The sequence below is a fragment of the Bacillus cereus group sp. MYBK195-1 genome (assembly GCF_051916605.1).
GTDB lineage: Bacteria > Bacillota > Bacilli > Bacillales > Bacillaceae_G > Bacillus_A > Bacillus_A cereus.
On the sequence record NZ_JBQAGZ010000007.1, the window covers coordinates 22,205 to 45,612 of the forward strand.

Consider the following 23,408-nt stretch of genomic DNA (forward strand, 5'->3'; position numbering starts at 1 on the left):
ACTATGATATAATCTAAACTCGTGAGTAATTACTATAAATTAATTGCTCCTTGCCCATTACGGGCCGTTTAGACCAAAAGGAGGTGAAAGTGTAATGAGAAAGTACGAAATTATGTACATCATTCGTCCTGGCGTTGAAGAAGAAGCTCAAAAAGCTTTAGTTGAACGTTTTGCAGGTGTTTTAACAAACAATGGTGCAGAAATCATTAACACGAAAGAGTGGGGTAAGCGTCGTTTAGCTTACGAAATCAACGACTTACGTGAAGGTTTCTACATGATCTTAAACGTGAAATCTAACGCAGAAGCGATTAACGAATTCGACCGTTTAGCTAAGATCAACGAAGACATCCTTCGTCATATCGTTGTTAAAGAAGAAGAAAAATAATTGATATATAAGGGAGAGTGGTTCGATTGATGAATCGTGTTATCCTCGTTGGTCGTTTAACTAAGGACCCTGACTTACGTTACACGCCCAATGGTGTTGCAGTAGCTACTTTTACGTTAGCTGTGAATCGCGCATTTGCCAATCAACAAGGTGAGCGTGAAGCTGACTTTATTAATTGTGTAATATGGCGTAAACAAGCAGAAAACGTAGCAAATTATTTGAAAAAAGGTAGCTTAGCAGGCGTAGATGGACGTCTTCAAACTCGTAATTACGAGGGACAAGATGGTAAACGTGTATACGTAACAGAAGTTCTTGCGGAAAGCGTGCAATTTTTAGAGCCGCGTAATGGCGGTGGGGAGCAACGTGGTTCATTTAATCAGCAACCATCAGGAGCTGGTTTCGGTAACCAAGGCTCTAACCCATTTGGTCAATCTAGTAATTCAGGTAATCAAGGTAACTCTGGGTTTACGAAGAATGACGATCCATTTTCAAATGTAGGTCAACCGATCGACATTTCCGACGACGATTTACCGTTCTAATACAGTAAATTTGTTAGTTTTAACAAAGAATGGAGGGAAATAGACATGGCAGGACGCAAAGGTGGACGTGCGAAACGTCGTAAGGTGTGTTTCTTCACAGCTAACGGCATCACTCGCATTGACTATAAAGATGTTGATTTATTAAAACGTTTCGTTTCTGAGCGTGGTAAAATTTTACCTCGTCGTGTAACAGGAACAAGCGCGAAATACCAACGCAAACTTACAGTTGCAATTAAACGTGCTCGTCAAATGGCACTTTTACCATATGTTGGTGAATAATAGCGTATGAAATGCACAGTAGAGTCGGACTCTACTGTGCATTTTGCTATGCTTTTCTTTTTTGAAAGAGAGGTTAAAATGTGAAACAAGCAAGATTTATTACTGAAGGTGCCGCGTTGTTGGCTATATATGTAATGTTATTGTTTATATCTATGTATGTTCCGATTTTGGGTACAGTTGTAACTTTTGCGTTGCCGTTACCATTTATACTATTAATGATAAGACATAAACTATCTAATGTGCTCGTGGTTTTTGTAGCGGCACTTTTTGTTACTATTATTGTGAGTCAACCGATGAGTTTAGTGAAGACAATTATGTTTGGATTGATAGGGATTGTTTTAGGATATATGTATAAAACAAGAAAAAAGCCAGTGGAAATCTTAATAGCTGGGACGCTTGCATACTTAATTGGTTTTGTACTTATTTATGTTGCGAGTATAAAGTTTTTCAACATAGATATAATGAGGCAAATGCAAAGTATATTTAGTGAAAGTATGGCGAAAAGCGAAAAGATAGTAAGTGCTACAGGTATGCCGATTAGTAAGGAACAAAAAGAGTTACTTGCACAAATGAATGATATATTACAATCGTTACTTCCGAGTATACTTGTGCTAGTTTCAGTATGTTTTTCTTGGATTACAGTGATAATATCAGGTAGTGTTTTGAAAAAGTTAAAACATGACGTTATATCTTGGCCTAAATTTAAAGATATACAATTACCAAAGAGTATCATTTGGTATTACGTTATATTTATTTTGTTAGCAACTTTTATAAAAGTAGAACCAACATCATATTTACATATGGTATTTTCTAACCTAAATGTCATATTTGCACTATTACTTGTACTGCAAGGTCTGACATTTATCGCCTTTTTAGCGTATAGAAAAGGTTTTACTAAAGGGGTTCCTATTATTAGTTTTATTGCATGCATGTTTATTCCGATGCTGTTTCCTCTTGTGACAATCTTAGGTATAATTGACTTAGGGATTTCATTGCGTTCTAAAATAGGGGGATAAAATAATATTCCTTATACTATTTTAATCTGTTTAACTAACTGGAAGGTGAGTTAGTTTTACTTTATAGGAGTTGTATACATGCCTGAATTTGATAAGAAACAGTGGTTTTTATATCCTGTTTATGTATTGGCATTTTTTGTGTTTGTGCTCATTTCAATTCTCTGTTATTTTCATTTAATTATGGGGATAGCTGCTTTTGTCATTTTTTGTATCGTATTCTTTATCGTTATACGATTTGAACTTAATTTTCAAAGGAATTTCGAAAAGCATACGACAGATATGATTACAAGAGTAAAGAAAGTAAGTAATGAAGCATTTAACCAAATGCCGATTGGTATTTTGTTATACAATAAGGATTATGGGATTGATTGGGCAAATCCTTATTTATCTTCATGTCTGGGACAGCATGCATTAGCTGGATGGCACCTTTACGATGTATCAGAAACATTACTTCTTTTCATTAAAGGAGAAACTTCTGATGATATAGTCTCTTTAAATAATCGAAAGTTTCGCGTTTTTGTAAGGAAAGAAGAAAAGTTAATTTATTTCTTTGATGTAACGGAACAAACAGAAATCGAAAAGATGTACGAGGATCAAAGGACTGTTTTAGCTGTCATCTATTTGGATAATTATGATGAAGTTACACAAGGATTAGATGATCAATTACGTACGAATATAACAAGTCTTGTGACATCGCGACTAAATGAATGGGCACTTAAGTATGGTGCGTATTTAAAACGTGCATCTTCAGAAAGATTCTTCGTTGTGCTAAATGAAAGTATTTTGACGCAGATGGAGAAAGGGAAATTTAGCATTTTAGATCAGGTGCGTGAAGAAACATCTAAAAGGAATATACCACTTACATTAAGTGTGGGTGTCGGATCAGGTGATTTACCTTTATCAGAGCTTGGAGCAATGGCTCAATCTGGTTTAGATCTTGCGCTTGGGCGTGGGGGAGACCAAGTAGCTATTAAACAAGCGACAGGTAAAGTTAAGTTCTATGGAGGTAAGACAAATCCGGTTGAAAAACGTACCCGTGTACGCGCTAGGGTCATTTCGCATGCGTTAAAGGATTTAGTATTAGAAAGTAGTAATGTCATTATTATGGGGCATAGGGCTCCCGATATGGACGCAATTGGTGCTGCGATTGGTATTTTAAAAGTGGCTCAATTAAATGAGCGTAAAGGATATATTGTGTTAGATGAAAATGATTCCGATAAAGGAATTAAGCGTTTGATGGACAAAGTGAAACAAAATGAGGAGTTATGGTCTCGTTTTATTACTCCAGAGCAAGCGATGGAATTTGCAAATGATGATTCGTTACTTGTTGTTGTCGATACGCATAAACCTTCGATGGTGATGGAGCAAAAACTGTTACATAAAATTGAAAATGTAGTAGTTATTGATCATCATCGCCGTGGAGAAGATTTTATTGAAGACCCATTGCTAGTTTATATGGAACCATATGCTTCTTCAACAGCAGAATTGGTTACAGAATTACTTGAGTATCAACCTAAAAATTTAAAGATGACAATGTTAGAAGCGACGGCATTGTTAGCGGGTATTATTGTCGACACGAAAAGTTTCACATTCCGGACAGGGGCTCGTACATTTGATGCTGCTTCTTATTTACGCTCGCATGGTGCAGATACTGTACTTGTACAAGAACTTTTAAAGGAAGATATGGATCAGTATTTACGGGTTGCAAAAGCTATAAAAAATGCGTACATTTATAAAAATGGAATTGCGATTGCTAAAGTTGATAGTGATGATTACTACGATCAAGTGCTTATTGCGCAATCGGCAGACACGTTATTAACGATGACAGGGATTATTGCATCATTTGTTGTTGCGAAACGTGGCGAGAACCTCATTGGAATTAGCAGCAGGTCTTTAGGTGAAGTGAATGTGCAGCTAATTATGGAAAACTTAGGCGGTGGCGGGCATTTGACGAATGCAGCCACACAGATGAAAAATGTTACAGTAGATGAAGCTGAGGAGAAGCTTCGATTTGTTATTGATGACTATTTACAGGGAGGCACACAATCATGAAAGTAATTTTTCTAAAAGACGTAAAAGGTAAAGGTAAAAAAGGAGAAGTAAAAAACGTACCAGATGGCTATGCAAATAACTTCTTATTAAAACAAGGATTAGCTGCTGAAGCAACAAATAGCAGTATGAAAACTTTAGAAGCTCAAAAGCGTAAAGAAGAAAAAGATGCAGCAGCAGAGCTTGAAAATGCAAAAGAGTTAAAAGAGACTTTAGAGAAATTAACTGTAGAATTAAAGGCGAAATCTGGAGAAGGTGGCCGTTTATTTGGTTCTATCACAAGCAAACAAATCGTAGATGCAATGCAAAAATCACACAAGATTAAGCTTGATAAACGTAAATTTGAAATGGACGATGCAATCCGCGCGTTAGGTTATACAAACGTTACTGTGAAATTGCATCCACAAGTAACAGCAACAGTAAAAGTTCATGTTAGTGAACAATAAAAATAAATTAAGCAAGGAGGATTGCGTATGAGTGATGTACTTGCTGATCGTACCCCTCCGCATAATATAGAGGCTGAGCAGGCGGTTTTAGGGGCCGTATTGATTGATCAAGATGCGTTAACTTCAGCATCAGAGTTATTGGTACCTGATTCGTTCTATCGAACGAAACATCAAAAGATTTTTGAAGTCATGCTTGGGCTATCTGATAAGGGAGAGCCGATCGACTTAATAATGATGACATCAGCAATGGCTGATCAAGGATTATTAGAAGAAGTTGGTGGGGTTTCTTACTTAGCGGAGTTAGCAGAGGTTGTGCCAACTGCAGCTAACGTAGAATATTACGCACGCATCATCGCTGAAAAGGCGCTTTTACGTCGTTTAATTCGCACGGCGACTCATATTGTATCGGATGGATATGAGAGAGAAGATGATGTGGATGGTCTTTTAAATGAGGCTGAGAAAAAAATATTAGAAGTATCCCATCAAACGAATGCAAAAGCATTCCAAAACATTAAAGATGTTCTTGTAGATGCTTATGACAAAATTGAACTTTTGCATAATCAAAAGGGTGAAGTTACTGGGATACCAACTGGGTTTACTGAATTAGATAAGATGACAGCAGGTTTCCAACGAAATGATTTAATTATCGTGGCAGCACGTCCATCAGTAGGGAAAACGGCATTTTCATTAAATATCGCACAAAACGTAGCGACGAAAACGGATGAAAATGTAGCGATTTTTAGTTTAGAGATGGGTGCTGATCAGCTTGTTATGCGTATGCTTTGTGCAGAAGGGAATATTGATGCACAAAGACTTCGTACTGGTTCATTAACTTCCGATGATTGGGCAAAATTAACAATGGCAATGGGGAGTCTCTCAAATGCTGGTATATATATTGATGATACGCCAGGTATTAAAGTAAATGAGATTCGAGCAAAATGTCGTAGATTAAAGCAAGAACAAGGTCTTGGTATGATTTTGATCGACTATTTGCAGCTTATTCAAGGAAGTGGGAAATCAGGAGAAAACCGTCAGCAGGAAGTATCTGAGATTTCTCGTACCTTAAAAGGGATTGCACGTGAATTGCAAGTGCCTGTTATTGCTTTATCACAGTTATCTCGTGGTGTAGAATCTCGTCAAGATAAACGCCCGATGATGTCTGATATTCGTGAATCTGGAAGTATTGAGCAGGATGCTGATATTGTAGCTTTCCTATATCGTGAAGACTACTATGATCGAGAAACGGAAAATAAAAATACAATTGAAATTATTATTGCAAAACAGCGTAACGGTCCAGTAGGTTCAGTGGAACTTGCATTCGTCAAAGAGTTCAATAAGTTCGTTAACTTAGAACGTCGTTTTGAGGATGGACATGCTCCGCCGGCATAAAGGCAGTATAAAAAAGAAACACATTTCTTATAATAAGATGTGTTTCTTTTTTTTTATAAGAAAGATAAGGCTTTCATAAGTTAAATATATAATTCTTACGAACGAAAAAGTTTTTTTATGAAAAAATGTTCGCTTTTCGGTTGACTTCTTTTTCGGTTTTGGTACAATTATATTGTTTGAATAGATCGTTTGAAAATTGCGGAGGTGCTTTAATAATGTCTTCAGTAGTAGTTGTAGGAACACAATGGGGCGACGAAGGAAAAGGTAAAATCACTGATTTTCTTTCTGAGCATGCGGAAGTAGTTGCAAGATATCAAGGTGGAAATAACGCGGGACATACAATTGTTTTCGGCGGAGTTAAATATAAATTACACTTAATTCCATCTGGTATTTTCTATAAAGAGAAAATTTGTGTAATCGGAAACGGATTAGTAGTAGATCCAAAAGCATTACTTGAAGAGTTAAAATACTTACACGATCGTGGTGTAAGTACTGATAATTTACGTGTAAGTAACCGTGCACATGTTATTTTACCTTACCACTTAAAGCAAGATGAGTTAGAAGAAGCAAGTAAAGGTGATAACAAAATCGGTACAACGAAAAAAGGTATCGGTCCTGCATATATGGATAAAGCTGCTCGTATTGGTATTCGTATGGCTGATCTTTTAGACCGTGAAGCATTTAAAGAGAAGCTTGAGCGCAATTTAGTAGAAAAAAATCGTTTATTTGAAAAAATGTACGATACAGAAGGTTTCACTGTAGAAGAAATTTTCGAAGAGTACTTCGAGTACGGGCAACAAATCGCGCAATATGTATGTGATACGTCTGTTGTATTAAATGATGCATTAGATAATAATCACCGTGTATTATTTGAAGGTGCGCAAGGTGTTATGCTTGATATTGACCACGGTACGTACCCGTTCGTTACATCTTCTAACCCAATTGCTGGTGGTGTAACAGTTGGAACTGGAGTTGGTCCTGCGAAAGTTACTCGCGTTGTAGGTGTATGTAAAGCATATACAAGCCGCGTTGGTGATGGTCCATTCCCTACTGAGCTTCATGATGAAATTGGTCATCAAATTCGTGAAGTTGGTCGCGAGTATGGAACGACAACTGGTCGTCCACGCCGCGTAGGTTGGTTCGATAGCGTTGTTGTAAGACATGCACGTCGTGTTAGTGGTTTAACGGATCTATCATTAAATTCTATCGACGTTTTAACAGGTATTCCAACTCTTAAAATTTGTGTTGCTTACAAATACAATGGTGAAGTTATTGATGAAGTTCCAGCTAACTTAAACATTTTAGCAAAATGTGAGCCTGTATATGAAGAGCTTCCAGGTTGGGAAGAAGATATTACTGGTGTAAAATCATTAGATGAACTTCCTGAAAATGCACGAAAATACGTAGAACGTGTTTCTGAGTTAACAGGAATTCAAATATCTATGTTCTCAGTTGGACCAGATCGTAACCAAACAAATATTGTTCGTAACGTATACGAAGCTTAATTAATAGTGTTTAGAAAAAACTCATGTCCGCATGAGTTTTTTCTTATTCTTTTATAAAAAAACGAAAAAAGTATTGCAATAAATACAGAATACATGTTATGATACATCTTGTCGTCACGAAAATATGACGTTGGTGAGTATGAGCCATTAGCTCAGTTGGTAGAGCATCTGACTTTTAATCAGAGGGTCGAAGGTTCGAGTCCTTCATGGCTCACCATTTTATTTTTCGTGGCCCGTTGGTCAAGTGGTTAAGACACCGCCCTTTCACGGCGGTAACACGGGTTCGAATCCCGTACGGGTCATGTTTTTTTTTGCTTATTTTTGGTCCCGTGGTGTAGTGGTTAACATGCCTGCCTGTCACGCAGGAGATCGCCGGTTCGACCCCGGTCGGGACCGCCACTTTTGTTTATACCACCATTAGTGGTTTTATATATAGTTTTGGCTCGGTAGCTCAGTCGGTAGAGCAGAGGACTGAAAATCCTCGTGTCGGCGGTTCGATTCCGTCCCGAGCCACTCTCAGGATATTAAGTGGGCCCACTTAATATCCTTTTTATTTATGTAATTTTACAAAACTGAGTAGTTATTTTAAAATAGAACGAGGAGCCTCTAGCAGTTGAAGCTAGAGGTTTTTCTATAGATCGTATAGGATGCCGTGTAAAAGTGGATCATACATGAGTCTATGAGAATAGAGGAGAAAATACTTAAACAAAGGATGCGGTCATATAGGACATACTATGTAAACATCAATATGTTTAGGGATTATTGACCATATTTTTATAAGGAGGAAATAGACGATGATGGGAAAGAAAATTTTAGTAGTTGATGATGAAAAGCCGATTGCAGATATTTTGAAGTTTAACTTAGAAAAAGAAGGTTTTGAAATAGTAATGGCGCATGATGGTGATGAAGCAATTGAAAAGGCTAATGAAGAGCAACCAGATATGGTTTTATTAGATATTATGCTACCAGGTAAAGACGGCTTAGAGGTTTGCCGTGAAATACGTAAAAGCTCAGAAATGCCGATTATTATGCTTACAGCAAAGGACTCTGAGATTGATAAAGTATTAGGGCTTGAGCTTGGGGCAGATGATTATGTAACGAAGCCATTTAGTACAAGGGAATTACTTGCTCGTGTGAAGGCGAATTTACGCCGCCATCAACAAGGTGGTGCTGCGGAAAAAGAAGAAAATACAGAAATGGTTATTGGACCAATTGTGATTAATCCAAATGCATATAGTGTAACGAAGCGCGAGGAAAATATCGAGCTTACACATCGTGAATTTGAATTGCTACATTATTTAGCGAAACATTTAGGACAAGTTATGACACGCGAACATTTATTACAAACAGTTTGGGGTTATGACTATTTTGGAGATGTGCGCACAGTAGACGTTACAGTACGTCGTTTGCGTGAAAAAATTGAAGATAATCCAAGCCATCCTACTTTAATTGTAACTAGACGTGGAGTAGGGTATTACTTGCGTGACCCAGAGCAGGAATAGTATATGAAGAAAGTTGGTTTTTTTCAATCTATTCATTTAAAATTTGTGCTTATATATATGCTATTAATATTAATAGCTATGCAAGTTATTGGAGTATATTTCGTAAGGGAATTAGAGAAGAGCTTAGTACAAGGTTTTAGGGATTCTTTAACGCAGCAAACAAACTTATTATCATATAATTTGAAGCAAGAGTTTAAAAAAAGTTATACAAAAGCAGAAACAGAGTCAACAGATGAAACGATTAAAACTTCAATTCGAAAATTTGCCTCTGATCAGAAGAAAGTTATACAAGAGGTAAGTGTATTTGATTCGCACAGAAAGTTACTGGCTATTTCAGATGAATCAAAGCAGAATAAGGTGAATCGAACATCAACTGATATAGCTGTTCAGCGAGTGTTAGTACAAAAAAAGCCAGAAGTGAAAATTGAGAAGGATGGTAGTACAGGTCATCGTGTTCAAGTTATGCTTACTCCGATTCTAGATGATAACGGTAAGGATGCGCTTGGTGTTATTTACATTGTGGCATCTATGGAAGATGTATATAAACAAATGAAGGATATAAACCAAATTTTTGCTACGGGAACAGTAATTGCTTTATTAGTAACGGCCGTACTTGGGATTTTATTGGCTCAAACAATTACAAGACCAATTTCAGATATGCGGAGACAAGCAATCGAAATGGCAAAAGGAAATTATTCCAGAAAAGTAAAAGTGCATAGCCATGATGAAATTGGACAACTGGCATTATCCTTCAATAATTTATCGAAAAAATTACAACAAGCTCGTTCTTCTACAGAAAGTGAAAGGCGTAAATTATCATCTGTTTTATCACATATGACAGATGGAGTAATTGCTACTGATCGAAAAGGGGATATTATTTTACTAAATGACCCTGCGGAAAAGATGTTAAATGTTTCTCGTGAAACAGCGCTCGATCAATCTGTTTTAGAGGTATTAGGGATACAGGAAGAGTTTACGCTCGATCATTTATATGAAGAGCCAGATTCTGTTTTATTAGATTTTAGTACGAGAAACGAACCATATATTTTACGTGCTAGTTTCTCTGTTATTCAAAAAGAAACAGGGAAGGCAAACGGCTTAATTGCTGTACTATATGATGTAACAGAGCAGGAACGTATAGAACGGGAACGCCGTGAGTTTGTGGCAAATGTCTCTCATGAATTAAGGACGCCATTAACGACGATGCGCAGTTATTTAGAGGCACTTACAGATGGAGCATGGCAGGATCCAAATATTGCACCACAATTTTTAACGGTTACACAAGAAGAAACAGAAAGAATGATTAGACTTGTAAATGCGTTGTTACAGCTATCTAAACTGGATAGTACAGAGCATCGTTTAATGAAAGAATGGGTCGACTTTACTGATTTCTTTAATAATATTATTGATCGCTTTGAAATGTCTAAAGAGCAAAATGTAAGTTTCAAACGATCTTTCTCTAAGAAATCTAGATTTATTGATATGGATACTGACAAAATTACTCAAGTGCTGTATAACATTATTTCTAACGCATTAAAGTATTCACCAGAAGGTGGAACAGTAACATATCGTTTACGTGATCGCGGTGATTTATTAGAAATTAGTGTAAGTGACCAAGGAATGGGTATTCCAAAAGAAAACGTTGATAAAATCTTTGAACGTTTTTATCGCGTAGATAAAGCTCGTTCAAGACAAATGGGTGGTACGGGACTTGGATTAGCAATTGCAAAAGAAATGATTGAGGCACATGGTGGCTCTATTTGGGCGAAGAGTGAAGAAGGAAAAGGGACAACTATTTATTTTACGTTACCAATGGCAGCAGATGAAGAGGACGATTGGGAATGAGTATGGAAAACTTTAAAACAATAGTTTTAATTAACCTAGTTGTAATTAGCCTATTTCTTACTTTTAATCTATGGACGTATGTGCCAGATTCTACATCCATGCAAAACGCGAAATTTGTACAGGGGAATGAAGGAATGAACCAAACTAAAATTTCCGATGTTGTCCGTCCTACTTCTATCATCGTGCATAAAGATAAAAATCATTATGGGAGCAAAAGAGAGGCAGATATAGAATCAATCTATAAGCCTCTGGAAGTAGGGGAACTACATGGTTTTAGAGAGATATCAATCACTAAGGGTGATTTCCTTTCATATGTGCATGGTGAAGGGAAAGTTGAACTTGTTTTCCCTACCGATATCCCATTTGATGCAGTTAAATCCATGTTTAACATGAAAGAGAAAAGTACAGATAAGCCTAAACATTTTAATCGTATTCTCCTTGATCCTTCTAGAAGTAAGGATCAAGAAATTAAAATTAACTTTGTTTCTGATGGTGATAACTTTAAAATATACGAGGCAAAATTAAGTGGCTTGTATTTAAAAGATATTGTAAATGCCCAAAATCAATTTATAGTATCAGCAAAACCTTATTTTGATTATCAACTCAATGATATGAAAAAATTATTTTTACCAGATGGAACGACAGAGTTAAGCAATATAACATATATTTCATCTAATTTAGCAGTTGATACGTTTAAGAATGCTCTGTTTAGTGATCCTCGTTATTTAAGTCCGATTACCGAGATGTCGAAAGAAACATTTACAGATGGTATTAGATCCATGGAAATTGAAAACGATCGTCACATGCTAAAGTATAAAAACTCTTCTGTCTTAACTGAGAAAACGATAGATAATTTAATGCTTTTACAAAAAAGCTTTGAATTTGTAAGTGGTCACAGTGGGAGTTTGGATTCATATCGTTTGGACTATATGAATAAAGGAGAGACAGTATTTCGCTTAAATGAAGATGGATATCCAGTATTCAATGCAAATGGATTAGCGGAATTAAGACAAGTATGGGGATCAGAAGAAGTAATGGAATATGAAAGACCGTTGCTGTCTTTAAATACTAAAGGTATAGAACAGAAGGTTACTCTTCCGTCAGGGCATGTTGTAATAGCATCCCTAGAAAATAATCCAGAGATAAAGAAACAAGTAATTAAGGATATTGGCATTGGATACAAGTTATCACTAGATGGGCAAGTGGTTCGACTACAACCAATTTGGTATGTAAAGCTTGTTGAAGATGAAACAGGTAAACAGAAAATCTATGAGTGGAGTGAGGGAGGACTAAATGGATTGGGATCGGATTAAAACCATATTTATTGTGACCTTTTTTGTTTTGGACCTCTTTCTCATTTTCCAATTCATTCAAAAGCAAGATAGTAATCAATTGGAGCTTATTGCAGAAACAAAGATAGATCAAGAATTAAAAGCAAATAAAATTACGATGGGAAATATCCCTAAAGAACCGAAAAAAGAGTCATTTATTAGAGCGGAAAATAAAGCCTTTAAAGAAGAAGATATACAGTCTTTGAAAAATCAAACGGTGCATATACAAAATATGTACAAGATAGAAAGTAAGCTAAAAGAGCCTTTTTTAAATACGAAATCATTATCAAAAGATAAGTATAATGAATTTTTGAAGAACTATGTATTGGATGGACAAAAGTATGAATTTGGAGCGGTGAAAGACTCTAAAATTTATTTCTTCCAAAAATATAAAGATAAGCCTATTTTCTATAATAATCAGGCGATGATTGTTGTGGAATTAAATGAAAAAAATGAACTTGTTTCATATACGCAGACAATGCTAACTGATTTAAAAGAAATGGGCGAAGGTGAAAAAACGAAAGAGCAAGAAATTATTACGGCTCAAACAGCTTTAGAAAATTTGTATTTAAAAAATAAAATTCATGGAAATACGCATGTTAAAGAAGCGCAAATTGGTTATGCCACTCTTACCGCATCTACTTCTAATAACCAAGTACTTGCTCCAACGTGGAATTTAAAAACGGAGCAGAAGCAGGACTTCTTTGTGAATGCAATTGAAGGACAAGTTATGGAATTAGGAGAAAAGGAAAATCAAGTGGTTGATGAACATACTGGAGTGAGAAAGAATGGGGTTGCATTTTAGCGTACTTGCAAGTGGAAGTACAGGAAATATGCTATACGTAGGAACCGATGAAAAAAAATTACTAGTCGACGCAGGTTTAAGTGGTAAAGCAACAGAGGCTTTATTTAAACAAGCAGAACTAAATATAAATGATGTATCAGGTATTCTTGTAACGCATGAGCATAGTGATCATATTAAAGGATTAGGTGTATTGGCACGTAAATATGATTTACCTGTTTATGCGAATGAGAAAACATGGAATGCAATGGAACATTTAATAGGAAATATCCCAACTGAACAAAAGTTTATTTTCTCAGTTGGTGATGTGAAAACATTTGGTGATATTGAAGTCGAGTCATTTGGAGTTTCTCATGATGCGGCAGAACCGATGTTTTATGCTTTCCATAACAATAATAGGAAATTAGCGCTTATTACAGATACGGGATACGTAAGTGACCGTATGAAGGGCGTTATTAAGGGAGCTAATGCTTTTGTATTTGAAAGTAATCATGATGTAGAAATGCTTCGTATGGGACGTTATCCATGGAGCATTAAACGACGTATTTTAAGTGACGTTGGGCATGTTTGTAATGAGGATGCTGCATTAGCGATGGCAGATGTAATTACAGATGAGACAAAGCATATTTATTTAGCCCATTTAAGCTTAGATAATAACATGAAAGAACTAGCGCGTATGTCAGTATCACAAGTACTAGAGGAAAAAGGATTTGGAGTGGGTGAATCCTTTGAAATTCACGATACAGATCCAAAAATGCCTACAAAAATTCAATACGTATAATTCTTCATTTTAGTAAACAATAAAGGTGAATATAGTTGTTTTCAGGAAGATAGGTGAACAAATATGTCCTTTATTGATGAAGAAAGTTATCGTATGAAACGTGCAGGAAAAAAGAAGCACAAAGGTATAGTTCTTTCGAGTATAGCGGGAACAATTGTAGGAGCTTCTTTATTTGCGTTTGGAGCGCCTTTATTTTCGAATTCTGCTGATACGCTTCCGCAAGCTGAAGCAAGCGGAAGTAATATGGCTGAAGCTCAAGGGATTAAACAGATTAGCTTTGTAGATGCTGTTGATCGTGCATCTGAAGCTGTTGTGGGTGTTATTAACATTCAACGAGATAATTTTTCAGAGGCAGATTCAGAGGCCGGTACAGGATCAGGAGTAATTTATAAAAAGACAGATGGTCAAGCTTATATTGTAACGAATAATCATGTTGTAGCTGGAGCGAATCGTATTGAAGTAAGTCTAAGTGATGGTAAGAAGGTTCCTGGAAAAGTATTAGGAACCGATGTAGTCACAGATTTAGCTGTATTAGAAATAGATGCAAAGCATGTGAAAAAAATAATTGAAATTGGCGATTCTAATACTGTTCGCAGAGGAGAACCAGTTATTGCGATTGGAAACCCACTTGGATTGCAATTTTCTGGAACAGTTACACAAGGTATTATTTCAGCTAATGAACGTATTGTCCCTGTAGATTTAGATCAAGATGGACATTATGATTGGCAAGTAGAAGTGTTACAAACAGATGCAGCGATTAATCCGGGGAATAGTGGTGGTGCGCTTGTAAATGCAGCAGGACAATTAATTGGTATTAATTCAATGAAAATTGCTGCAAAAGAAGTAGAAGGAATCGGCCTTGCTATTCCGGTGACTAGAGCTGTTCCGATTATGAATGAACTTGAGAAGTATGGAAAAGTAAGAAGACCGTATGTTGGGATTGAACTTAGGTCATTAAATGAAATCCCAAACTATTATTGGTCAAAAACATTACATTTACCAGGTACTGTAACAGAGGGCGTTTGTATTTTGGATGTGAAAAGTCCTTCGCCAGGTGCGGATGCTGGTTTAAGAGAACATGATGTTATTGTGGCAGTAGATGGAAAACCGATTCGCGATATTATTGGATTCCGTACGGCCTTATATGATAAGGAAATTAATGATAAAATGACTCTTACGTTTTATCGTGGTACAAAAAGAGTAACAACAACAGTGAAATTAGGCATTCAAAAGTATTAAAAACAGGAGGGCCTACCTCCTGTTTTCTATTGTAGAAAAGTGAGGTGTAGAAAATGAATTTACCTTGTTGTTTAGAACATGTTGAATTAGCGTTAGATATTATTGTGGATGAGTGTGAAGTTGCACCAGTTATCAACAATGTGGATAACTCGGGAAAAGAGAAAAAAACATGTGAATTTTGTCAAAATGAGGCGACATATGTTGTATCGAACACAGATTCTCACACAATATGTGGGTAGTATTTGTGGATATGTGGATAAGTTTTGTGGATAACATGTTTGTAAGGTGGAGGATACGTGTGAATATCTCGATTATTTCAATTGGGAAATTAAAAGAAAAATATTTGAAACAAGGTATAGCAGAATACTTAAAACGATTATCTGCATACGCAAAAGTAGAAGTAATTGAATTACCTGATGAAAAGGCGCCAGAAAATTTAAGTGAAGCAGAAATGTTAATTGTAAAGGAAAAAGAAGGTATACGTATACTCGATAAAATTTCTGATGACACGCATGTGATTGCATTAGCTATAGAAGGAAAGCAAAAGTCATCAGAAGAATTTGCGGTAAGTCTAGATCGCCTTGCTACATACGGAAAGAGTAAAGTCGCATTTGTAATTGGTGGATCACTTGGACTAAGCTCAGAAGTGATGAAGCGTTCAAATGAATCACTTTCTTTTTCAAAGATGACATTGCCACACCAATTAATGCGATTAGTGTTGCTTGAGCAAGTGTATAGAGCGTTTCGGATTAATCGTGGAGAACCGTATCATAAGTAATGTATTCTATGTAAAACACTGATATTATCATATTTATTTTATTATGCCTATAATTGGAGGCTATGTGAATGGTAAGTGATCAGACGAGATATTCTAGACTCGCAAATATAACAAAAATAATAAATACGAAATTAGAACTACGTGACGTATTGCAGCGTGTGACAATGGCGATATCAGAGGAAATTGTTAGGTGCGATGCTGTTGGAATTTATTTACCCCAGGAAGATGGAACATTTAGAGGGTTTGCAGGAAAACCAGAGACTATAAATGGCGTAACACTCGATACTCAAGTAATTGATCCTGAAATAGACTTACTGGCAAAAGAGGTTATTGAAACGAAAAAAACCATCTATATTCCTGATACCTCAAAGGATCATCGACCAGATCCGAGACCGGTTAATGCATTCAAAATTAAGTCCTTATTAGCTCTGCCTATCTCATTTGGGCAAGAGTTATTTGGTCTAGTTTTTTTATTTGATTATGGAATTCCGATGAACTTAACAGATTCAGAAATTCAAAGTGTTGAAGCTTATGTAAATATGGCTGCGGTTGCAATTCAAAACACAAATAATTTAAAACAAAAGGAAAACCTTATTGCTGAGAAGCAGCTGTTACTAAATGTTACACGTGATTTATCAATGTGTTCCTCGATACAGGAGAGTTTTGATAAATGCTTTTTTTACCTAGAACAGATTTTAGAGAGTAAAAATATGACTGCCCATCTTCTAGATCCGCTAGATAAAACAACAATTAAAACAACGAAATTAAGTAAGGGCTGTCATTGGACAGAAGCGGATTGGACAGAGAAAAGCTATGAAGCCAAGATTCAAGAAGTTATTCAAACAAAAAATATAGATAGTAAGGGTCTATTGATGATTCCATTGGTTTCAATTGGAGAAGTATTAGGGGTAATCGTCGTTGGCAAAGAAGGAAAAGCTCACAATTATGATCATTCTCAACTTCAACTAGCAAAATCTATCGTTGATGCCACAGCCCCTACGTTTTCGAATTTGTCATATATGGATCAACTAGAAAGCATAGTGGAAGAGCGAACGAGAGAGCTAGCTGCTGCTAATGAAAAAGTTACAAGTGTGATTGAATGTATTACGGATGGATTTTTTATTTTAAATAATAAATGGGAATTTACGTACGTAAATAAGCACCAATATTTTCCGCAAAGAAAAACAGCAAAAGATGTATTAGGAAAGAATATATGGGATGTTTTCCCGAGTGAAATCGACACAGTTATGTATAAGGAATTTCATCGTGCGATGTCAGAGCGAACTACAGTTCATTTCGAATTTCTTTCTACTGCAGATGAATATTGGCACGAAGTTATTGCATACCCGTATGATGATGGTATTTGTTGTATTTTTAAAAACATAACGGAAAAAAAGAAATATGAACAGGAATTGAAAAGATTATCCAACATAGATTTAATAGGGCAAATGGCAGCAGGTATCAGCCATGAAATTAGAAATCCAATGACAACAGTACTAGGATTTTTACAGTTATTAAAAGAAGAGAATACCTATGAGAAACATAATAAATACTTTCATTTAATGATTGAAGAACTTAACCGTGCCAATTCTATTATTACTGAATTTCTCTCAATGGGTAATACAAGGAAATCGGATTTGCAGATGTTAGATTTAAATTCAATTATCCGCGATATTATTCCTTTAATAAAGATTGATACGTACAATCAAAATAAATATATTCAAGTCGATACAAATGACATTCCAGAATTACTTTTAAATCGTAATGAAATACGGCAATTATTAATGAATCTATATCGTAATGGCTTAGAAGCGATGAATACAGGGAAAGTTCTAACCATTAGCACTTACAAGGAAGGTCAAAATTGTGTGGTGCTTGCAGTGCGGGATCAAGGAAAAGGTATCAGGCCTGAAGTATTAGAGAAACTGGGTACGCCGTTTTACACGACCAAAGATAATGGAACTGGATTGGGGTTAGGTGTATGTTATGCCATTGCTGCCCGCCATAATGCAAAAATAGAAATTCAAACAGAATCGGAAGGCACTACCTTTTTTGTTAAATTTAATTATGAAAATAATAAAAAATAACCTTATTTAGAATAGTTACGATGAACCGTATCATAAATAAATTTATTCTTTGCATATAAAAGGATAAAAAGACCATTGGACAAAAATTACCGATGGTCTTTTAAATATTATTAGATGGTATGTAGATTTCCTAAAATAAGTATGTTTCTATTTCCATAAAAATATGCTGTAATATGAAGAGGAAAAAGTATAAGTAGTTAGAGAAGTGAGGAATTAAAGGTGAAGAAGTTTAAGAAGTTTTACTTGGAGATTACGAGTGTATGTAATCTTGCGTGTAGCTTTTGTCCGCCGACGGAAAGGCAGAAGCAATTCATTTCTGTAGAGGATTTTGCTAAAAGATTAGACCAAATTAAACCTCACACAGACTACATTTATTTGCACGTGAAGGGTGAGCCGTTGCTCCACCCGAAAATAGATCAACTATTAGACTTAAGTCATGAAAAAGGGTTTAAAGTTAATATTACAACGAACGGAACGTTAATTAATAAGAGAAGACATAGGCTGTTAAATAAGCCTGCGTTAAGACAAATGAATTTTTCACTGCATAGTTTTGATGGACATCCAGGTTCGCAAGATAAAGAGGGCTATGTAAGGAGTATACTTTCCTTCATTAGGGAAGCGACAAGTCAATCAGATTTAATTGTATCGTTAAGGTTATGGAATTTAACTCAGGATAATAAAACGAATGCTGAAATCCAGAAAAATAGAGAGTTATTATCTATAATTGAAAATGAATTTGATCTATCTTATCAAATTGAAGAGAAGCTTACACCAGGAAAAGGTATAAAAATTGCAGAACGTGTCTTTATTAATCAAGACTATGAATTCCAGTGGCCAGCATTACATGAAGAAGAGGATGATGGGAAAGGATTCTGTCATGGACTTCGTAATCAAGCGGGTATTTTAGCGAATGGAACAGTTATTCCTTGTTGTTTAGATGGTGAAGGGATTATTAACCTTGGGAATATTAATAATGATTCATTTTCTAACATTATCGAAGGTGAAAGAGCAACAAACATTGTCGATGGATTTTCGAAAAGAGTTGCGGTTGAAGAACTTTGCAGGAAATGTGGATATCGCAAACGGTTTGGGAAGTAAATATGAAATAAGCCCTCATAAAGCGAGGGCTTATTTTTTATACTTGATAAGAATGCTCTAAATTATCAATTAATGAACCACAACGTAAGAAACAGCTTTACGGATTGCATCTGGTTTTGACATATCTACTCCGGCATGTTTCATTTTACCACCAGCGATCAATAGCAGGTTGTCCTTCCTCTTTAATCATTTGAGCTACTGCAGTGGATGCAGTGTGTGCTGCCTTTTTTGTAGTATTTCTAGTAACGATTTACGGAAAGGTTCAAGTTTTGTTTCTTCAGTTAAATATTTTTCAATTGTTCCTTCGCCGAATATGAGAATTTCATTATGAATAAAGGATAGTGCAGTATGTACTTTCGTCCATAAAGCAGAAATTTTGGAAGAGTTCGCTTGAATACTTGGATTTGTACGATCAGTAGATTCTTTTAAATTTGCATATGAGTACAGTTTTGTTAACGTCATTAAAAGTTCTTCTTCTAAAAGTAGGCAATTTAATAAAGTGTGGGAGCTAGTATGTAAATGTCCTTTAAATGAATCAAGTTTCTGTATATCATTTTCCAATGCGTTTAATGCAGTATGCTATTCGGCATCAGAATTATACAAATCGGATAAATCCCATGTTAGTTCAGCAGGTACCTCTACGCGATTAAGGCGATTTTCCATTACATTTTTCAAGTCGTATATCCTCCTTATTAAGACTATCTAAAAATATAACAATAGAAAATTCAGTTAAATCAAAGTATTTTACATTTTTATATACAAAAAAGAAGGACAAGCATGAAAATGCTTGTCCTTCAAGTTAATTTAAGAATTAATATACTTTGTCACCATTGAAAATCGAGTTTTTCACGACAACATAATCTACAGTACGAATAGCATCTAATTTTGTTCCACCAGCGTAAGAGATAGAAGATTGAAGATCTTGTTCCATTTCGATTAACGTATCTTCTAAAGAACCTTTATGCTCAACGAACATTTTCTTACCTTCAACGTTTTTCTTCTCACCCTTTTGGAATTCAGAAGCAGAACCGAAGTATTCTTTATAAAGTTTGCCATCTCTTTCAATTGTTTCCCCTGGAGACTCTTCGTGACCAGCGAATAGAGAACCGATCATGACCATAGTTGCCCCAAATCGTATAGATTTAGCTACGTCGCCGTGTGTACGAATACCACCATCAGCGATAATTGGCTTACTTGCAGCTTTTGCACACCAGCGAAGTGCAGCTAGCTGCCAACCACCAGTTCCGAAGCCTGTTTTAATTTTAGTAATACAAACTTTACCAGGTCCAATACCAACTTTTGTTGCATCGGCACCAGCATTTTCTAATTCTCTTACCGCTTCTGGAGTTCCAACGTTTCCAGCGATAACGAAGCTCTCTGGTAAATGTTTTTTAATATGTTGAATCATGTTGATCACAGCATTAGAATGACCGTGTGCGATATCAATCGTGATATATTCAGGTGTCAGTTGCTCAGCAGCTAATTGTTGTACGAATTCATATTCGTCCTCTTTTACACCAACGCTGATAGAAGCGATTAATCCACGTGATTGCATATCTCTAATGAATGAGATTCGTTTCTCTGGTTGGAAACGATGCATGATATAAAAGTAGTTGTTCTCAGCTAAATAAGTTGCAATTCTTTCATCAATAATCGTTTGCATATTTGCAGGTACGACAGGTAATTTAAATTTATGTTTTCCTAAAGTGACAGTTGTATCACATTCAGAGCGGCTATTTACAATGCATTTCGCGGGAATTAATTGAATATCTTCATAGTCGAATACGTTTTCCATCATTTACACCCCTAAAATACGAATATTTTATTTTTATTAATCAAAAATGTTCGTCCATAGGATAATTTACATTATTTTTATTAAGAAGTCAAAGGATTTCTTAACATTTTTTGAAAAAGCAGATTTTATATCTGAAAAACAACGTTAAAAACGAATTTAAAACGTTTTTTTATTTTTATTGTTCGTTTATGAAAAAGGTTGAAAAATTAAGATAATTATACAAGGTTGTATGTATTCTTTTTATTTTTTTGGAGTGGATGTAGGATACTATGAAAAGGTTAATGCTAACAATACGAGCAAAAGATGTTATCAAGTAGTTGAACATTATATGAAATGATAAGGTTTATTTCTATATAAAAAGATGAATCTGGCATGATCCACCTTTTTATGTGAGGTTTCAAGTATAATAAGTAGGGTGATAGTAATGTATACAAAAGATAAAAAAGAAAATAATACAAAATAAAATGAGGTTAATATATGAATAAAAAAAGTTTTTCTGATTATAAACTAAGTACGGAAATCGTAAGGGCACTTACTGGGTTAGGATATAATCATCCAACAGAAGTACAAGGTGAGGTTATTCCAGTTGCATTAGAAAAGAAGGATCTTGTTGTGAAGTCCCAGACTGGAAGTGGAAAAACAGCTTCATTTGGTATTCCACTTTGTGAAATGGTGGAGTGGGAAGAGAATAAACCACAAGCATTAGTTTTAACACCAACGAGAGAGCTTGCGGTACAGGTAAAAGAAGATATTACAAATATAGGTCGATTCAAAAGGATTAAGGCTGCGGCAGTTTATGGGAAATCTCCATTTGCACGTCAAAAATTAGAATTAAAGCAAAAGACACATATTGTAGTTGGTACTCCTGGTCGTGTGTTGGATCATATTGAGAAGGGTACCCTTTCTTTAGAGTGTTTGAAGTATTTAGTTATTGATGAAGCAGATGAGATGCTAAATATGGGCTTTATCGATCAAGTAGAGGCAATTATTGATGAATTACCTACAAAAAGGATGACGATGTTATTTTCAGCAACACTTCCAGAAGATGTTGAGAAATTGTCTCGTACATATATGAATTCACCAATTCATATTGAAATTAAAGCAGCTGGGATTACGACGGATAAAATTGAACATACTCTTTTTGAGGTGATAGAAGACGAGAAGCTTTCACTACTTAAAGATGTAACAACGATTGAGAATCCTGATAGCTGTATTATTTTCTGTCGTACACAAGAAAATGTAGATCATGTATATAGACAATTAAAACGAGCTAACTATCCTTGTGACAAAATACATGGTGGTATGGTACAAGAAGATCGTTTTGAAGTCATGGATGATTTTAGAAAAGGAAAATTCCGTTATTTAGTAGCCACAGATGTAGCTGCGAGAGGAATTGATATTGATAATATTACACATGTTATTAATTATGATATTCCACTTGAAAAAGAAAGCTATGTACATCGTACTGGAAGAACGGGACGAGCTGGAAATAGTGGAAAAGCTATTACATTTATAACACCATATGAAAATAGATTTTTAGAAGAGATTGAGGAGTATATTGGATTTGAAATTCCAAAGGCAATTGGACCTTCAAAAGAAGAAGTTATGAAAGAGAAAGCTGCATTTGAAGAAAAGATACATGCTAAACCAATTATAAAGAAAGATAAAAATGCAGATATCAACAAAGGCATTATGAAGCTGTACTTTAATGGCGGGAAGAAAAAGAAAATTAGGGCGGTAGATTTCGTCGGTACAATTGCTAAAATTAAAGGTGTTACAGCAGAAGATATAGGTATTATTACGATACAAGATAATGTTTCTTACGTTGAAATATTAAATGGAAAAGGACCACTTGTCTTGAAAGTCATGAAGACTACAACGATTAAAGGGAAACAACTAAAAGTTCATGAAGCAATTAAGTAAATAAAAAACTATCCACTTTAATAGGTGGATAGTTTTTTATTTATGATTCTTTTAAATCATCCACTAGTTGCTCCGCTAAACGTCTATACATATTACTCATAGTGACGAAGGATGTTAGTAGTAGAAATTTTTCTAGCTTTGTATCTTCTAAGGAAGAAATCTCATTTACTTCTGTAACACGGTTATTTACGTCTTGTTTAAAGCTTTCGACATTGCTTTCAGTAAGAGCAAGATAATTTTTGTATAACGTATTTAATTCGAATGAATCAACATTTAATAAGGAGTCATTTATAGTTTCTAATGAACTTTTTATGTCGTTAATGGAGAGAGCTCCCTTTAATTGATAAATTAGGCTAATTAAAATCATATGCTCTTTTGAATACTTTTTATTTTTGATAGGGATGAATAGTTTCCCTTTTGCGTAATTATTAATCATCGTTTTTGTTAATACTTTTTCATCATCAGTTCTCGTTGTATCTGCATAAGTATTCTCAAATAGTTGGACAACTTGGTCTACATATAAGTCAACATTTGGAATATCCTCAAGTTTAATGTTTTTTTCTAAATGTAATGTCTTAAGTAATTCATTTATATTTTCCACGTAGAATCCCTCACTTTT

Annotated in this window: 21 protein-coding genes, 4 tRNA genes and 1 pseudogene; 23 read left to right on the plus strand and 3 right to left on the minus strand. The window is 35.3% G+C overall.

The window, feature by feature from the left end:
• The first annotated feature begins 94 nt into the window (after nt 1–94).
• The 22 genes from rpsF to ACTFRY_RS23325 all read left to right on the plus strand — a co-directional run bounded on the left by rpsF (nt 95) and on the right by ACTFRY_RS23325 (nt 19,071).
• Nucleotides 95–385, plus strand: coding sequence for a 30S ribosomal protein S6 (gene rpsF / locus ACTFRY_RS23220; protein WP_001233778.1), 291 nt, complete (start codon nt 95–97; stop codon nt 383–385).
• A 26-nt stretch (nt 386–411) separates the two neighbouring features.
• A complete protein-coding gene (ssb, locus tag ACTFRY_RS23225) occupies nt 412–924 on the plus strand; it encodes a single-stranded DNA-binding protein (RefSeq protein WP_000981966.1) in 513 nt (170 codons plus the stop codon).
• Nucleotides 925–969: 45 nt separating this feature from the next.
• Nucleotides 970–1,203 carry a 30S ribosomal protein S18 gene (rpsR, locus tag ACTFRY_RS23230; protein ID WP_000918873.1) on the plus strand — a complete coding sequence of 78 codons (234 nt, stop codon included), beginning with the start codon at nt 970–972 and terminating at the stop codon, nt 1,201–1,203.
• Nucleotides 1,204–1,283: 80 nt separating this feature from the next.
• Nucleotides 1,284–2,219: a YybS family protein gene (locus tag ACTFRY_RS23235; protein ID WP_136986536.1), complete on the plus strand. Its 936-nt coding sequence runs from the start codon at nt 1,284–1,286 to the stop codon at nt 2,217–2,219.
• A gap of 78 nt (nt 2,220–2,297) precedes the next feature.
• Nucleotides 2,298–4,271: a DHH family phosphoesterase gene (locus ACTFRY_RS23240; RefSeq protein ID WP_001113787.1), complete on the plus strand. Its 1,974-nt coding sequence runs from the start codon at nt 2,298–2,300 to the stop codon at nt 4,269–4,271.
• Nucleotides 4,268–4,714 carry a 50S ribosomal protein L9 gene (gene rplI, locus ACTFRY_RS23245; RefSeq protein ID WP_000864228.1) on the plus strand — a complete coding sequence of 149 codons (447 nt, stop codon included), beginning with the start codon at nt 4,268–4,270 and terminating at the stop codon, nt 4,712–4,714. Before ACTFRY_RS23240 ends, rplI begins: the two co-directional genes overlap by 4 nt.
• Nucleotides 4,715–4,741: 27 nt before the next feature.
• Entirely contained in the window at nt 4,742–6,103 is a 1,362-nt protein-coding gene (dnaB, locus tag ACTFRY_RS23250) for a replicative DNA helicase (protein WP_001286149.1), read from the plus strand.
• A 215-nt stretch (nt 6,104–6,318) separates the two neighbouring features.
• On the plus strand, nt 6,319–7,608 hold the full coding sequence (locus ACTFRY_RS23255; protein ID WP_000100238.1) for an adenylosuccinate synthase: 1,290 nt from the start codon (nt 6,319–6,321) through the stop codon (nt 7,606–7,608).
• Between the two features lie 141 nt (nt 7,609–7,749).
• A tRNA-Lys gene (locus ACTFRY_RS23260) sits at nt 7,750–7,825 on the plus strand.
• Between the two features lie 13 nt (nt 7,826–7,838).
• A tRNA-Glu gene (locus ACTFRY_RS23265) sits at nt 7,839–7,910 on the plus strand.
• A 21-nt stretch (nt 7,911–7,931) separates the two neighbouring features.
• Nucleotides 7,932–8,007 (plus strand) — tRNA-Asp (locus tag ACTFRY_RS23270).
• Between the two features lie 41 nt (nt 8,008–8,048).
• A tRNA-Phe gene (locus ACTFRY_RS23275) sits at nt 8,049–8,121 on the plus strand.
• A gap of 281 nt (nt 8,122–8,402) precedes the next feature.
• A complete protein-coding gene (gene walR, locus ACTFRY_RS23280) occupies nt 8,403–9,110 on the plus strand; it encodes a cell wall metabolism DNA-binding response regulator WalR (protein WP_000971865.1) in 708 nt (235 codons plus the stop codon).
• Nucleotides 9,111–9,113: 3 nt separating this feature from the next.
• On the plus strand, nt 9,114–10,955 hold the full coding sequence (gene walK / locus ACTFRY_RS23285) for a cell wall metabolism sensor histidine kinase WalK (RefSeq protein ID WP_000755367.1): 1,842 nt from the start codon (nt 9,114–9,116) through the stop codon (nt 10,953–10,955).
• Nucleotides 10,952–12,268 (plus strand): YycH family regulatory protein, encoded by a 1,317-nt coding sequence (locus ACTFRY_RS23290; protein WP_098617019.1) that lies wholly within the window; start codon nt 10,952–10,954, stop codon nt 12,266–12,268. Before walK ends, ACTFRY_RS23290 begins: the two co-directional genes overlap by 4 nt.
• On the plus strand, nt 12,249–13,091 hold the full coding sequence (locus tag ACTFRY_RS23295) for a two-component system regulatory protein YycI (protein ID WP_000383740.1): 843 nt from the start codon (nt 12,249–12,251) through the stop codon (nt 13,089–13,091). Before ACTFRY_RS23290 ends, ACTFRY_RS23295 begins: the two co-directional genes overlap by 20 nt.
• Nucleotides 13,075–13,869 carry an MBL fold metallo-hydrolase gene (locus tag ACTFRY_RS23300; RefSeq protein WP_000522837.1) on the plus strand — a complete coding sequence of 265 codons (795 nt, stop codon included), beginning with the start codon at nt 13,075–13,077 and terminating at the stop codon, nt 13,867–13,869. Before ACTFRY_RS23295 ends, ACTFRY_RS23300 begins: the two co-directional genes overlap by 17 nt.
• Before the next feature lie 63 nt (nt 13,870–13,932).
• Nucleotides 13,933–15,108: a S1C family serine protease gene (locus ACTFRY_RS23305; RefSeq protein ID WP_000008042.1), complete on the plus strand. Its 1,176-nt coding sequence runs from the start codon at nt 13,933–13,935 to the stop codon at nt 15,106–15,108.
• A gap of 53 nt (nt 15,109–15,161) precedes the next feature.
• On the plus strand, nt 15,162–15,347 hold the full coding sequence (locus tag ACTFRY_RS23310) for a CxxH/CxxC protein (RefSeq protein WP_001052831.1): 186 nt from the start codon (nt 15,162–15,164) through the stop codon (nt 15,345–15,347).
• Between the two features lie 59 nt (nt 15,348–15,406).
• Nucleotides 15,407–15,886 (plus strand): 23S rRNA (pseudouridine(1915)-N(3))-methyltransferase RlmH, encoded by a 480-nt coding sequence (gene rlmH, locus ACTFRY_RS23315; RefSeq protein WP_001027003.1) that lies wholly within the window; start codon nt 15,407–15,409, stop codon nt 15,884–15,886.
• Between the two features lie 68 nt (nt 15,887–15,954).
• Nucleotides 15,955–17,973, plus strand: a complete 2,019-nt coding sequence (locus ACTFRY_RS23320) for a GAF domain-containing sensor histidine kinase (RefSeq protein ID WP_098617018.1) — start codon at nt 15,955–15,957, stop codon at nt 17,971–17,973.
• A 219-nt stretch (nt 17,974–18,192) separates the two neighbouring features.
• Nucleotides 18,193–19,071, plus strand: a complete 879-nt coding sequence (locus ACTFRY_RS23325; protein ID WP_000713633.1) for a radical SAM/SPASM domain-containing protein — start codon at nt 18,193–18,195, stop codon at nt 19,069–19,071.
• Nucleotides 19,072–19,275: 204 nt separating this feature from the next.
• On the opposite strand, the pseudogene ACTFRY_RS23330 reads toward ACTFRY_RS23325, so the two are convergent.
• Nucleotides 19,276–19,746 (minus strand): annotated as a pseudogene (locus ACTFRY_RS23330) (oligoendopeptidase F); the annotation flags it as partial.
• Between the two features lie 136 nt (nt 19,747–19,882).
• Nucleotides 19,883–20,866 carry a GMP reductase gene (gene guaC / locus ACTFRY_RS23335; RefSeq protein ID WP_000432447.1) on the minus strand — a complete coding sequence of 328 codons (984 nt, stop codon included), beginning with the start codon at nt 20,864–20,866 and terminating at the stop codon, nt 19,883–19,885.
• Nucleotides 20,867–21,343: 477 nt separating this feature from the next.
• Between guaC and ACTFRY_RS23340 the strand changes: the two genes are divergently transcribed.
• Nucleotides 21,344–22,789 carry a DEAD/DEAH box helicase gene (locus tag ACTFRY_RS23340; protein ID WP_098617017.1) on the plus strand — a complete coding sequence of 482 codons (1,446 nt, stop codon included), beginning with the start codon at nt 21,344–21,346 and terminating at the stop codon, nt 22,787–22,789.
• Nucleotides 22,790–22,829: 40 nt separating this feature from the next.
• On the opposite strand, the gene ACTFRY_RS23345 is transcribed toward ACTFRY_RS23340, so the two are convergent.
• Nucleotides 22,830–23,390, minus strand: coding sequence for a DUF1836 domain-containing protein (locus tag ACTFRY_RS23345; RefSeq protein WP_098617016.1), 561 nt, complete (start codon nt 23,388–23,390; stop codon nt 22,830–22,832).
• Between the last annotated feature and the right edge of the window lie 18 nt (nt 23,391–23,408).